Genomic DNA, 12,979 nt, shown 5'->3' on the forward strand with positions numbered 1-12,979 from the left:
AGTAACAGATGATCAAAATTGGAATTGTGGACGACCACGCCATCGTGCGATCGGGCCTCCGGCAGTTCTTCTCCGAGCACGTGGACCTGCGCGTGGCGGGCGAGGCAGCGAGCGGCCGCGAAGCCATCGAACTGGTGCGCACCACCGAACTGGACGTGCTGGTGATGGATCTGTCCATGCCGGGGCAAAGCGGCATCGATGCCCTGGCCATGATCCGCGCCAAGGCGCCGGACGTGGGCATCCTGATCCTCAGCGGCTACCCCGAGGAGCACTACGCGATGAACCTGATCCGTCAGGGCGCGAGCGGCTACCTCAACAAGGAGTGCGATCCCATCGAGATCGTGAACGCCATTCGCACCATTTCGCTGGGCCGGCGCTACATCACGCCCGCCGTGGCCGAACTGCTGGCCCGCCAGCTCGACCGCAAGGACGACGCCGCGCCGCACGAGCAGCTCTCGGAGCGCGAGTTCCAGGTGTTCCTGAAGCTGGCCAAGGGCGAGACCGCGGGCGACATCGCCAAGACGCTGTCGCTGTCGGTGAAGACGGTGAGCACCTATCGCACGCGGCTGATGGAGAAGATGAACCTGTCGTCCAACAGCGACCTGACCTACTACGCCCTGAAGAACAAGCTCATCGATTGAGCCCCGGCTAGGCATCGCCGGGCGCGGGCCGCAGCGCGGCAGCCTGGCGGATGCAGAAGTCGACCAGTGCGTCGATCTCGTTCGACTTGTCGAACACCGCGTCGACCCCGAACTCGGCGCAGCGGCGCCGGATGTCGGGCGTCGCATAGTTGCTGAGCACCACCACCGTCTGGCCGGGCTTGCGCGACCGGCAGGCCTGGAGGATGCCCAGGCCGCTTCCTTGCTTGAGAAAGAGATCGACGATGGCCAGGTGCCACTCGTCGGCGTGGTCGCGCAACCAGTCGCGTGCGTGCTGCTCGTTGTCGGTAAAGCCGACGACCGTGGTGCAGGTGAGCTCTTCCAGAGTGCCGATGAGGTTTTCACGGATCGTGGGGTTGTCTTCGACAACGTAGGTCTGCAATCTGGAATCCATGCCGAACCGCGCTTCCTCTGAGGTGGGCAGGTGCTCATGTCCAAGCGCCCTGTGGAGGAGAGAGCCTGCCTATGGACGTTGAGGCTTTCCCGCACCGGATCATGAAGGGTTCGAGGGCCGCGCGTTGTAGGCGGGTTCCGACGCCTGTGCAGGCGGCTGTCCCGGCGCTGCCTTGCGCCTTCCCGTAGGCCAAGCCGCACGGGGTCTGCGGCCCGCCGCCGACCCGGCCCGGGTGCGCTTCCGGGTAAGAATCGACCATGGCAACCCAATCCCTTCGCGCCCGGCCGCGCTGGCAGAAGCTGCTGGCGGCCTTCGTGCTGCTGGTCGCCGTACTGCTGGCCGCGCTAGCGCTGCTCGTCGCCTTCTTTCCGTGGGACACGCTGCGCGAACCGCTCAACCGCTTCGTGAGCGAGAAGACGGGGCGCAAGTTCGAGATCACCCGCCGCCTCGACGTGGACCTGGGCTGGAAAGCCGCCACCATCAACTTCGACGGCATCGAGTTTGCCAACCCCGAATGGGCGCGCGATCCCTATCTGGTGAAGGCCGAGCGCGCGAGCTTCGAGATCCGGCTGTGGCCGCTGATCGACAGGCGGGTGGTCATTCCGAGCCTGGCGTTGACCGCGCCCACCGTGGGCCTGCAGATGGAGCCCGACGGGCGCCGCACCTGGGCCTTCGGCAAGGACACCTCGGACACCGGCACCGTGCCCACCATCGGCCTGATCCAGGTCGACAAGGGCGCCGTCGACTTCCTGGCCGCGCACCTGGGCGTCGACGTGCATGCCGACCTCGACTACGACAGCAACCGCGGCGAGCTGCCGCTGCATTACCGCATCAAGGGCCGCTACCAGGGCCAGCCGCTCACGGCGAGCGGGCGCACCGGCAATGTGCTGCAGATCAATGCCGCCGGCGCGCCGCCGTTCCCGCTCGAGATCGACGCCGCCGCCGGCCAGACGAAGCTCAAGGCCAGCGGCACCGTGGCGCAACTGGCGGGTTTCGATGGCATCGATGCCCGATTCCAGGTCAAGGGCCAGACGCTGAGCGCGCTGTACCCGCTGATCGGTGTCGTGCTGCCTCAGACCCCGCCCTATGCCCTGAGCGGCGGCCTGCGCAAGCGCGGCAAGCTCTGGGAGGCGGCGGGGCTCACCGGCCGGCTGGGCCTGTCGGACATCGGCGGCGACATGAGCTTCGATCAGGCCGGCAAGGTGCCGCGCCTGTCGGGCACGCTGCGCTCCCGCGTGATGGACATGGACGACCTCGGCCCGCTGATCGGCCTGCCGCCCACGGCGCGTTCCGCCAATGCGGTGGAAGGCGTGGCGCCGGTCGCCTCGGCCCAGCCCAAGCGCCCGCCCGGCGGCAAGGTGCTGCCGACCCACCGCTTCGACTTCGCGCGGCTGCACGCCATGAACGCCGACGTGGGCTACACCGCCGAAACCATCCGCAACGTACGCCAGATGCCGCTGGACCGCGGCAGCGTCAAGATCAAGCTGACCGACGGCGTGTTGTCGCTCGACCCGCTCGACCTGGGCGTGGCCAACGGCAAGCTCGCGGGCGCGATCCGCATCGACGCCACCAAGACACCGGCCGACATCCGCGCCTCGCTCGACGTGCGCGGCCTGCGGCTGGCGCGGCTGATTCCCAAGCTCGAAAACTCGGGCAACAGCGTCGGCCGGCTCGACGGGCGCATCAACCTCTCGGGCGCCGGCAATTCGGTGGCCAGCTGGCTCGGCGGCGCGTCGGGCGACATGGCGGTGCTGTCGGGACGCGGCCAGTTCGGCAACCTGATGCCCGTGTTCGCGACGCTGGTGGGCGGCGACATCCTCAAGTTCCTGCTGCGCGGCGACCGCGACGTCGAACTGCGCTGCGCGGCCTTGGCCTTCGACGTGAACAAGGGCGTGATGAACGCGCGCACGCTGGTGCTGGACACCACCAACGCCGTCTTCACCGCCACCGGCCAGGCCAACCTCGCGACCGAGTCGCTGGACTTCGTGGTCCGCCCCGAGCCCAAGAGCCCGAACCTCCTGTCGCTGCGCACGCCCTTGGTCGTGAGCGGCACCTTCGGCGCACCCCGGGGCGGTGTCGAGGTGGGGCCGCTGGCCGGCCGGGGTCTTGCAGCGCTGGCGCTCGGTGCCATCAACCCGCTGCTGGCACTGGCCGCGACCATCGAGACGGGTCCCGGCGAGAACGCCGACTGCTCGGGTGTGCTGGCGCTGGCGAACCGGCCCACCACAGGCGCTGCGTCGCGCGGTGCGGCGCGGGCCAAGGGCGCACGTCAGCCCTGAGGAAACACGAAAGAAAGAGGAGGGCGGGCGCTCAGGCGCTCGCCGTCTGGCGCTGCGCGCAGACGCCGCAGTGCGGGTCGCGCGAGACGCGCAGCGTGTCGAAACTCGTGCTGCGCCCGTCGAACATCAGCAGCTTGCCCGCCAGCGACGGGCCGATGCCCGCCAGCAGCTTGAGCGCCTCGCTGGCCTGCAGCGTGCCGATGGTGCCCACGACCGGACCGAACACGCCGAGCACCGCGCAGCGCGTTTCCTCGAAGCTGGCCTCGGGCGGGAACAGGCAGGCGTAGCAGGGGCAGGCGGCGTCACGCGTGTCGTAGACGCTCAGCTGGCCGTCGAAACGGATCGCCGCGCCCGCCACCAGCGGTTTGGCATGCGCCACGCAGGCGCGGTTCACGGCCTGCCGGGTGGCGAAGTTGTCGCAGCAATCGACCACCACGTCGGCCGCGGCCACCAGCTGCGACAGCAGCGCCTCGTCGGCGCGCACGGCGTGGGTTTCGATGGCGATGTCGGGATTGATGTCGCGCATGGCCTGCGCGGCCGATGCGACCTTCGGCTGGCCGACCCGCGTGTGCGTGTGGGCCACTTGCCGCTGCAGGTTGGTGAGGTCAACCTCGTCGTCGTCGACCAGCGCGATGTGGCCGACTCCCGCTGCCGCGAGGTACAGCGCCACCGGCGAGCCCAGCCCACCGGCGCCGATGACGAGCACCCGCCCGGCACTGACGCGCGCCTGGCCGTCGATGCCGAATTCTTCGAGGAGGATGTGGCGCGAATAGCGCAGCAGGTCGTGATCGTCCATGCGCGCTGCCTGGAACTTCGCGGAGGAAGGAAAAAAACGCCGGTGGCGCGAACCGCACGCAGGGTGCGGCCCGCTCGCCGGATCAGTTTTCCTTCTTCTCGTCCTTGTTGTCGACGATGACCTGCGTCTTGCTCACGAGCACCGGCTGGCCCTTCAGGCGGTTCAGCGCCTGCACCAGCGGGAAGTCCTTGTCGGTGCCGAACTCGGGCACCTTGCGGTCCTGCGGCGGCTTCTTGGCTTCTTCCTCGAGGCGCTTGCGGGCTTCGTCGCGGGCCTTTTCACGCTCGGGGTCTTTCACTTCGGGGCCCTGGCCGCTGGCCAGGTGCTTCTCGAGGTCGGCCTCGCGCATGCGCAGGGCGGCAAACGGGCTGCCCTCGGCGCTTTCGTCGATCAGCACGTTGGGCACGATGCCCTTGGCCTGGATCGAGGTGCCGCTCGGCGTGTAGTAGCGCGCCGTGGTGATCTTCAGGCCGGTGTCGGGGCCGAGCGGGCGCACGGTTTGCACCGAGCCCTTGCCGAAGGTCTGGCTGCCCATGATGGTGGCGCGCTTGTGGTCTTGCAGTGCGCCGGCCACGATTTCGCTGGCCGAGGCCGAGCCTTCGTTCACCAGCACCACCAGCGGCACGTTCTTGAGCGCTGCCGGCAGGTTGCGCAGCGGATCGCTGCCCGAACGGCGCTGGTAGAACTCGGGCGCCGCCTTGTAAATCGACTTGCTTTCGGCCAACTGGCCGTCGGTGGTGACCACCGTGACGTTCTCGGGCAGGAAGGCCGCCGACACCGCCACCGCCGCGTCGAGCAGGCCGCCCGGGTCGTTGCGCAGGTCGAGCACCAGGCCCTTGAGGTTCGGGTCTTCCTTATAGAGCTCTTCGATCTTCTTGACGAAGTCGTCGACCGTGCGCTCCTGGAACTGCGACAGGCGGATCCAGCCGTAGCCCGGCTCGATCATCTTGCCGCGCACCGACTGGGTACGGATTTCCTCGCGCGTGATCGTGACCGGGAAGGTGCGGCTCTCGTCCTTGCGGAAGATGGTCAGCAGCACCTTGGTGTTGGCCTCGCCGCGCATGCGCTTGACGGCCTCGTTGAGCGACAGGCCGCGCACGGCCGTGTCGTCGATCTTGGTGATCAGGTCGTTCGGCTTCAAGCCGGCGCGGAAGGCCGGCGAGCCCTCGATGGGAGAGACGACCTTGATGAGGCCGTCTTCCTGCGAGATTTCGATGCCCACGCCGACGAAGCGGCCGGTGGTGCCCTCGCGGAATTCCTTGAAGGACTTCTTGTCGAAGTACTGCGAGTGCGGATCGAGCCCGGCGACCATGCCCGAGATGGCGTCAGAGATGAGTTTCTTCTCATCGACCGCCTCGACATAGTCGCTTTTGACCATCCCGAAGACGGCCGCGAGCTGCTGCAGTTCCTCGAGGGGGAGCGGCGCGAGCGAACCTCGCGCGACCGTCTGCAGCGAGACGGTGGTCAGGACGCCAGCAACGGCGCCGGCGGCGACCCAGCCGGTGATCTTCAGTTTCTGGCCCATCATGAGTGAAATGTCCTGTATGTCGACGGCTGTCGAACCAATATACACAGCTTGGAAGCAAATTGCCTGCCGGGGTTCCACGGAGGGACCGGCAGGCCGGGTTTTCTTCTTTTGCTTACGTCTTCAGCCCTTGCCTTGCGACGCCACCGCGGCGGCGGCCTTTTCGGCGGCTGCGGCATCGCCCAGGTAGTAGTGGCGCAGGGGCTTGAGGTCGTCGTCGAGCTCGTACACCAGCGGAATGCCGTTCGGGATGTTCAGGCCGACGATGGCGTCGTCCGAGATGCCGTCCAGGTACTTCACCAGCGCGCGGATCGAGTTGCCGTGCGCGGCCACCACCAGCCTGCGGCCGGTGCGGATGGCCGGCGCCATCGACTCGTTCCAGAACGGCAGCACGCGCGCCACCGTGTCCTTCAGGCACTCGGTCAGCGGAATCTGCTCGGGCGACAGCTTGGCGTAGCGCACGTCGGAGCGCTCGCTGCGCGGGTCGTCGGCTTCCAGCGGCGGCGGCGGCGTGCTGTAGCTGCGGCGCCAGACCAGCACCTGCTCGTCGCCGTACTTCTTGGCGGTTTCGGCCTTGTTCAGGCCCTGCAGGCCGCCGTAATGGCGTTCGTTGAGGCGCCAGGAGTGCACCACGGGCAGCCAGGTGCGGTCGAGTTCGTCGAGCGTGTGCCAGAGGGTGCGGGTGGCGCGCTTGAGCACGCTGGTGTAGGCCACGTCGAAGTCATAGCCCTCGGCCTTGAGCAGCCGGCCGGCCTGCTTGGCCTGCTCGACGCCGGTCTCGGTCAGGTCGACGTCGGTCCAGCCGGTGAAACGGTTTTCGAGATTCCAGGTCGATTCGCCATGGCGGATCAGTACCAGTTTGTGCATGTCGGAGGCCTTTGGAAGCGCGTGGGAAAACCAGCATTCTAAAATCCCGGGTTTGCCATCCAAGGAACCCCCGTGAAATTGATCGAATTCGTCACCGCGAACTGGATGCTGATCCTGATGGCGCTCACTTCGGGCGGCATGCTGGCCTGGCCGATGATCCGCGGTGCGGGCGGTGGCACGCTCACGGCCCAGGGTGCCGTGCAGCTCATCAACCGCGAGCGCGCGGTGCTGGTCGACGTGCGCGAACCCGAAGAGTTTGCCGGCGGCCACATGATCGGCGCCAAGAACGTCCCGCTGAACCTGCTCGAGGAAAAGCTGGCTGGCACGGTCAAGAACAAGAACGTGCCGCTGCTGCTGGTGTGCGCCACCGGCGCCCGCGCCCAGCGTGCCGTGGCCACGGCCAAGAAGCTCGGTTACGAGCAGGCCCAAGCGGTGGCTGGCGGGCTCAAGGCCTGGAAAGAGGCTAATCTGCCGGTTGAAAAGGCTTAACTCTTCCCCAAGGTAAAGCGCATGCAAGCCGTCAAGATGTACACCACCGCGTTCTGCCCGTACTGCACGCGTGCGAAGCAGATCCTCAAGGCCAAGGGCGTCGAAGCGATCGAAGAGATCCGCATCGACACCGACCCGCAGGCCCGCAACACCATGATGGAGATCACCCAGCGCCGCACGGTGCCGCAGATCTTCATCGGCGACACCCACGTGGGCGGTTGCGACGACCTGCAGGCGCTCGATAGCCGCGGCGGCCTGGTCCCGCTGCTGCAGGCCGCCTGAAGCCCACCGCGGCCCAGCGTCACGAAAGTGCGCGGGCCGTCGGGCGATAATCGTTTGTTCCCTCATCTGCAGCCCGCTGCGGGACCCTCTCCCCGGCGGGCATTGTTTTGATCCTCGAAAGTTCAGCCATGGCCGACCAGCAAGCCCAAGATCCCGTGTTCCAGATCCAGCGCGTCTACCTCAAGGACCTGTCGCTCGAACAACCCAACTCGCCCGCGATCCTGCTGGAGCAGACGCAGCCCACCGTCGACATCCAGCTCGGCGTGGACGCCCAGCCCGTGGCCGACGGCATCTTCGAGATCACCGTGTCGGCCACCGTGCAGACCAAGATCGACGACCGCACCGTGTTCCTGGTCGAGGCCAAGCAAGCCGGCATCTTCGAGATCCGCAACCTGCCGGAAGACCAGATGGGTCCGATCCTGGGCATCGCCTGCCCGCAGATCGTCTATCCGTACCTGCGCGGCAACGTCGCCGACGTGATCCAGCGCGGCGGCTTCCCGCCCGTGCACCTGGCCGAAATCAACTTCCAGGCCATGTACGAGCAGCAGCAAGCCCAGGCCGCCGGCCAGGCTGCACCCACCCTGGCCCAGTAAACCGGCCGCACGACGCCGCCAGCGCACGATGAAGATCTGCGTTCATGGCGCCGGTGCCTGGGGCACGGCCGTCGCAGTCAACGCGGCGACCCGCCACGAGGTCACGCTGTGGGCGCGCGATGCCGCCCAGGCCCACGCCATGTCGGCCGCGCGTGAAAACACCCGCTACCTTCCCGGACTGGCCCTGCCGGCCTCGCTGGCCGTGCGCGCGGGCGACATCGCCCAGGCACAGGCCGGGGCCGACCTCGTCATCGTCGCCACGCCCATGGCGGCGCTGCGCGAACAGCTGATCGCCCTGCGCGGCACCACCGCCCAGGTGGCGTGGCTGTGCAAGGGCGTCGAGCCCGCGCTCGACAGCACCTCTCCCACTGCCTTCGGCCTGCTCGCCCACGAAATCTGGGCGCAGGTCGCGCCCGAACTGAAGGCGGGCGTGCTCAGCGGCCCCAGCTTTGCGCAGGAGGTCGCCGAAGGGCGTCCGACCGCGCTGGTGGCCGCCAGCCCGCATGCCGGCGTGCGCGATGCGCTGGTCGACGCCTTCCACGGCCCGGCCCTGCGCGTGTACGCCAACGACGACATCGTCGGTGTCGAAGTCGGCGGCGCCGTGAAGAACGTGCTCGCCATCGCCACCGGGCTGTGCGACGGCCTCGCGCTCGGGCTCAACGCCCGCGCGGCGCTGATCACCCGCGGCCTGGCCGAAATGACCCGCTTCGGCCTGGCGCTCGGCGCTCGCGCCGAGACCTTCATGGGCCTGTCGGGCCTGGGCGACCTCGTGCTGACTTCCACCGGCGACCTTTCGCGCAACCGCAAGGTCGGGCTGCTGCTGGCCCAGGGCCACACGCTCGCGCAGGCCGTCGATTCGCTGGGCCACGTGGCCGAGGGCGTGTACTGCGCCCGCACCGTGGTGCAGCGCGCGCGCGGCCTGGGCATCGAGATGCCCATCGCCGAAGGCGTGGTCGCGCTGCTCGACGGCCAGGTGAGCCCGCGCGACGCCGTCGCGGCGCTGACCGGGCGCGACCCGGTGCCCGAGTCGGTGCAAGCCGGTTCGGTCCCCCGCCACTCCTCCTGAAAATCAGACATTCCAGAGACATGAGCCTTCGCTTTGATTTCTCGGCGTCGGCCGTCGCTGCGCTGGCCGAGTCCGACGTCGCCCGCGCCCTGCAGGAAGACGTCGCCGACGGCGACCTGACCGCCTCGCTGGTCGACGCCTCCCGCACGGCCCATGCCCGCGTGCTCGCGCGCGAAGCCGCCGTGGTGTGCGGCGCGCCCTGGGTCGAGGCCACCGTGCGGCGGCTCGATCCGCAGGCGCGCATCACCTGGCTGTGCGGCGAGGGCGAACGCTGCGCCGCCGACCAGCCCGTGCTCGAAATCGAAGGCGGAGCCCGCGCGCTGCTGACGGCCGAACGCACCGCGCTCAACTTCCTGCAGCTGCTGAGTGCCGTCGCCACCAAGACCGCGCTGTACGCCGACGCCGTGAAGGGCACGCGCGCGCGCATCGTCGACACCCGCAAGACCTTGCCGGGCCTGCGCTTGGCGCAGAAGTACGCGGTGCGCACGGGAGGCGGGCTGAACCACCGCATCGGCCTGTACGACGCGGTGCTCATCAAGGAAAACCACATTGCCGCGGCCGGTGGCGTGGCCGCCGCCCTGCGCGCGGTAGCGCCCGTGGCTGCGCAGGCTGCGTTCGTCGAGGTCGAGGTCGAGACCCTGGCCCAGCTGCAGGAAGCGCTGGACGCCGGCGCCCGCATGGTGCTGCTCGACAACATGGACCTGCCCACGCTGCGCGAGGCCGTGCGCCTGAACGACGCCGTGGGCGACGATCGCAAGGCCGTGCTCGAGATCTCGGGCGGCGTCACGCTGGACGGCTTGCGCGCCCTGGCCGAGACCGGTGTCGACCGGATCTCGATCGGCGCGTTGACCAAGGACGTGAAGGCCATCGACTACTCGATGCGCTTCCTGAACCACTGAACCGCCATGACGACCGCTTCCGTCATCGATGTCGACTACGAACAGCCCGCGCAGGGCTCGGTCTGCGACACGCGCCACGCCTGGGCCCGCGTGCCCCCCGAGCCTTCGCCCGATGAACGCATCGCGCTGAAGGAGCGCATCCGCCGCCTGCTGCGCGAACGCAACGCGGTGATGGTGTCGCACTTCTACGTGCACCCCGACCTGCAGGATCTGGCCGAGGAAACCGGTGGCATCGTGAGCGATTCGCTCGAGATGGCGCGCTTCGGCCGCGACCACGCCGCCACCACGCTGGTGGTGTCGGGCGTGCGCTTCATGGGCGAGACCTCGAAGATCCTTTCGCCCGAGAAGCGCGTGCTGATGCCCGACCTCGACGCGAACTGCTCGCTCGACCTGGGCTGCCCGGTCGACGAATTCAGCGCCTTCTGCGATGCGCATCCCGACCGCACCGTGGTGGTCTATGCCAACACCAGCGCGGCCGTGAAGGCGCGCGCCGACTGGCTCGTCACCTCCAGCTGCGCGCTCGACGTGGTGAACGCGCTGCATGCGGCCGGCCAGAAGATCCTCTGGGGCCCCGACCGCCACCTGGGCGACTACATCCGCCGCCAGACCGGCGCCGACATGGTCAGCTGGAACGGTGCCTGCATCGTGCACGACGAATTCAAGTCGCTCGAACTCGAGCTGCTCATGAAGGAGCACCCGAAGGCCAAGGTGCTGGTGCACCCCGAGTCGCCGTCGGACGTGATCGCACTGGCGCACGCGGTGGGTTCCACCTCGGCCATCCTGAGCGCGGCGCAGCGCTTCGACGCGACCGAGTTCATCGTCGCGACCGACACCGGCATGCTGCACAAGCTGCGCACGCTGAACCCGGGCAAGACCTTCATCGAGGCGCCTACGGCGGGCAATGGCGGCACGTGCAAGAGCTGCGCGCATTGCCCGTGGATGGCGATGAACGGGCTGGTTGAACTGGCGAATGCGTTGGAAACCGGCGCGGGTGAGATCCATGTCGATCCGGCGCTGGGCGTGCGGGCGCGCGTGCCGATCGATCGGATGCTGGCGTTCACGGCGGGGTTGAAGAACGGACAGGCGCCGGGCAGTCTGGTCGCCGGCATCGGCGCGGCCTGATCCTGTCTTGCTCCTTCCCCCGCTGGGGGAAGGTTGGGATGGGGGCAGGCAGAGCGTCCGATGGATCCGCTGCGTGCCCCCACCCCGGCCCTCCCCCAGCGGGGGAGGGAGAAAAACCTAGAACTCCACCGTACAGGAATCGCCCAGCGCCTCACGCCACACACGCACGCGCGCCAGCGACGCCCGCAGATCCGGCAGCGCCTCCGCAATGAACACGCACAGGTTCTCCAGCGTCGGCGGATGCAGCCCCGGCACGTCGTCCAGCAGATGGTGGTCAAGCTGCTCGCGCACATCCTCGAGCCGCCGACGCAGCAGGCCCAGGTCGATCACCATGCCCGTCACCGGATCGCGCTCGCCCGCGAGCCACACCTCCGCGTGGTAGGTGTGGCCGTGAATGCGGCGGCTGCCTTCGACTTCGATCTCGCGTTTGAGCGTGTGGGCGGCGTCGAAGAAGAAGCGTTGGCTGATGGTGAAGCGCATCGTCGAAAAAAAGAAACTCGAAAATAAAAAAGCCGCCGCGTCAGCGGATGCCCGTGATCTTGTGGGTCTGCACACTGAGGCGCCACACCGGCTGCTTCATGCATTCATCGATGCAGCGTTCGGTGTTGGCGAGGCGGTCGGGCCCGTCCATCGGTTGCAGGAAGCGGTGCGTGAACTCGCCCGTGCGCGCCATCGTGTCGAGGTCGAACCCGGTCTGTGGCCACACCAGCTTGAGCTCCTGGCCGTGCTGCTGCACCCACGGCGCGCCAGCCTTGGGGCTGATGCACAGCCAGTCGATGCCGGCGGGTGCGGCGACCGTGCCGTTGCTCTCGACGGCGATGCGGAAGTGCCGCGCGTGCAGTGCGTCGACCAGCGCCGCATCGACCTGCAGCAGCGGCTCGCCGCCCGTGAGCACGACCAGCCGGTGCGCGGTGTCGCCGGCGGGCCATTGCGCGGCGATGGTGTCGGCGAGTTGGTCGGCGCTCTTGAACTTGCCGCCCAGCGTGCCGTCGGTGCCGACGAAGTCGGTGTCGCAGAAACGGCAGACGGCCGTGTCGCGGTCTTCCTCGCGGCCGGTCCAGAGGTTGCAGCCGGCGAAGCGGCAGAACACGGCCGGCATGCCGGCCTGGCCGCCTTCGCCCTGCAAGGTGTAGAAGATTTCCTTGACGCTGTAGGTCATGAAGCGAGCGGGGTGTCGATTTCGAGGTTGTCGATGAGCCGCGTGCTGCCCAGCCGCGCGGCGGCCAGGGCCACGAGCGCATCGCCGGGCTGGGGCGTCTGCAGGTCGGCGCGGCGGCGCAGCACGAGGTAGTCGGGCTGCCAGCCGCGCTGCGCGAGCGACTGCATGGCGCGCGCCTCGAGGATGGCCACGTCGCGCTCGCCGGCGCGCACGGCTTCGGCCATGTCTCGCAGCGCCTTCGACAGCTGCACGGCTTCGGCGCGTTCGGTGGCGCTCAGGTAGCCGTTGCGCGACGAAAGCGCCAGGCCGTCGTCGGCGCGGAAGGTCTCGCCGCCGACGATCTCGATGGGCATCGCGAACTGCCGCACCATGTGGCGGATCATCATGAGCTGCTGGTAGTCCTTCTTGCCGAACACGGCCACGCGCGGCTGCACGCACTGAAAGAGCTTCATCACCACCGTGCACACGCCGATGAAGAAGCCGGGGCGGAAGTGCCCTTCGAGCAGGTCGGCCAGCGCCGGGTCGGGGTGCACCTTGCAGGTCTGGGGCTCGGGGTAGAGCGCCTTCTCGTCGGGCGCGAACAGCACGTCGCAGCCGGCGGCGCGCAGCTTCTCGCAGTCGCTGTCCCAGGTGCGCGGGTAGGTGTCGAAGTCTTCGTGCGGCAAAAACTGCAGGCGGTTCACGAAGATGCTCGCCACGGTGGCGTCGCCCAGTGGCTTGGCCTGGCGCACGAGCGCGAGGTGGCCCTCGTGCAGGTTGCCCATGGTGGGCACGAAGGCGGGGCGCTGGCTGGAAGACAGATGCTGGCGCAGTTCGTCGATGGTCTTGGCGATGTACATGGTCGGTGTC

The 12,979-nt window shown here is 68.4% G+C and carries 15 protein-coding genes; 8 read left to right on the forward strand and 7 right to left on the reverse strand.

Annotated features, from left to right (window positions below; all coding sequences use genetic code 11):
• The first annotated feature begins 8 nt into the window (after positions 1 to 8).
• Positions 9 to 641, forward strand: a complete 633-nt coding sequence (locus RZE79_RS06755; RefSeq protein WP_007837167.1) for a response regulator transcription factor — start codon at positions 9 to 11, stop codon at positions 639 to 641.
• 7 nt (positions 642 to 648) lie between these two features.
• Here RZE79_RS06755 and RZE79_RS06760 read toward each other — a convergent pair whose 3' ends face one another.
• Positions 649 to 1,053: a response regulator gene (locus RZE79_RS06760; RefSeq protein ID WP_153285747.1), complete on the reverse strand. Its 405-nt coding sequence runs from the start codon at positions 1,051 to 1,053 to the stop codon at positions 649 to 651.
• A gap of 257 nt (positions 1,054 to 1,310) precedes the next feature.
• Here RZE79_RS06760 and RZE79_RS06765 point away from each other — a divergent pair, with 257 nt between their 5' ends.
• Positions 1,311 to 3,332, forward strand: coding sequence for an AsmA family protein (locus tag RZE79_RS06765; protein WP_153285746.1), 2,022 nt, complete (start codon positions 1,311 to 1,313; stop codon positions 3,330 to 3,332).
• A 31-nt stretch (positions 3,333 to 3,363) separates the two neighbouring features.
• Here the strand turns inward: RZE79_RS06765 and RZE79_RS06770 are convergent, their stop codons facing one another.
• From RZE79_RS06770 to gpmA, 3 genes are all read right to left on the reverse strand, one after another.
• Complete coding sequence (locus tag RZE79_RS06770) at positions 3,364 to 4,128, reverse strand: molybdopterin-synthase adenylyltransferase MoeB (protein ID WP_319359526.1); 765 nt, start codon at positions 4,126 to 4,128, stop codon at positions 3,364 to 3,366.
• Positions 4,129 to 4,210: 82 nt separating this feature from the next.
• A complete protein-coding gene (locus tag RZE79_RS06775; protein ID WP_153286197.1) occupies positions 4,211 to 5,653 on the reverse strand; it encodes a S41 family peptidase in 1,443 nt (480 codons plus the stop codon).
• Between the two features lie 123 nt (positions 5,654 to 5,776).
• A complete protein-coding gene (gpmA, locus tag RZE79_RS06780) occupies positions 5,777 to 6,520 on the reverse strand; it encodes a 2,3-diphosphoglycerate-dependent phosphoglycerate mutase (protein WP_013543140.1) in 744 nt (247 codons plus the stop codon).
• 105 nt (positions 6,521 to 6,625) lie between these two features.
• Here gpmA and RZE79_RS06785 point away from each other — a divergent pair, with 105 nt between their 5' ends.
• From RZE79_RS06785 to nadA, 6 genes are all read left to right on the forward strand, one after another.
• On the forward strand, positions 6,626 to 7,009 hold the full coding sequence (locus tag RZE79_RS06785) for a rhodanese-like domain-containing protein (RefSeq protein ID WP_373696565.1): 384 nt from the start codon (positions 6,626 to 6,628) through the stop codon (positions 7,007 to 7,009).
• A 21-nt stretch (positions 7,010 to 7,030) separates the two neighbouring features.
• The gene (gene grxC / locus RZE79_RS06790; RefSeq protein WP_319359527.1) at positions 7,031 to 7,291 is read left to right on the forward strand and encodes a glutaredoxin 3; all 261 of its coding nucleotides are present in this window, start codon (positions 7,031 to 7,033) and stop codon (positions 7,289 to 7,291) included.
• Positions 7,292 to 7,419: 128 nt separating this feature from the next.
• A complete protein-coding gene (gene secB / locus RZE79_RS06795) occupies positions 7,420 to 7,884 on the forward strand; it encodes a protein-export chaperone SecB (protein ID WP_099792246.1) in 465 nt (154 codons plus the stop codon).
• Between the two features lie 28 nt (positions 7,885 to 7,912).
• Positions 7,913 to 8,950 (forward strand): NAD(P)H-dependent glycerol-3-phosphate dehydrogenase, encoded by a 1,038-nt coding sequence (locus RZE79_RS06800; RefSeq protein ID WP_319359528.1) that lies wholly within the window; start codon positions 7,913 to 7,915, stop codon positions 8,948 to 8,950.
• A gap of 20 nt (positions 8,951 to 8,970) precedes the next feature.
• The gene (nadC, locus tag RZE79_RS06805; RefSeq protein WP_319359529.1) at positions 8,971 to 9,849 is read left to right on the forward strand and encodes a carboxylating nicotinate-nucleotide diphosphorylase; all 879 of its coding nucleotides are present in this window, start codon (positions 8,971 to 8,973) and stop codon (positions 9,847 to 9,849) included.
• Between the two features lie 6 nt (positions 9,850 to 9,855).
• Positions 9,856 to 10,971, forward strand: a complete 1,116-nt coding sequence (gene nadA, locus RZE79_RS06810) for a quinolinate synthase NadA (protein WP_319359530.1) — start codon at positions 9,856 to 9,858, stop codon at positions 10,969 to 10,971.
• A gap of 117 nt (positions 10,972 to 11,088) precedes the next feature.
• On the opposite strand, the gene RZE79_RS06815 is transcribed toward nadA, so the two are convergent.
• The 3 genes from RZE79_RS06815 to panC are packed head-to-tail and all read right to left on the reverse strand — an operon-like array spanning position 11,089 to position 12,969.
• On the reverse strand, positions 11,089 to 11,451 hold the full coding sequence (locus RZE79_RS06815; protein ID WP_056578341.1) for a 6-carboxytetrahydropterin synthase: 363 nt from the start codon (positions 11,449 to 11,451) through the stop codon (positions 11,089 to 11,091).
• Between the two features lie 40 nt (positions 11,452 to 11,491).
• A complete protein-coding gene (gene queE / locus RZE79_RS06820; protein ID WP_319359531.1) occupies positions 11,492 to 12,130 on the reverse strand; it encodes a 7-carboxy-7-deazaguanine synthase in 639 nt (212 codons plus the stop codon).
• Positions 12,127 to 12,969 (reverse strand): pantoate--beta-alanine ligase, encoded by an 843-nt coding sequence (gene panC / locus RZE79_RS06825; protein ID WP_319359532.1) that lies wholly within the window; start codon positions 12,967 to 12,969, stop codon positions 12,127 to 12,129. The genes queE and panC overlap by 4 nt, the downstream gene beginning before the upstream one ends.
• Positions 12,970 to 12,979: the final 10 nt, after the last annotated feature.

Source organism: Variovorax sp. EBFNA2, from assembly GCF_033802765.1.
GTDB classification, from domain to species: domain Bacteria; phylum Pseudomonadota; class Gammaproteobacteria; order Burkholderiales; family Burkholderiaceae_C; genus Variovorax; species Variovorax paradoxus_H.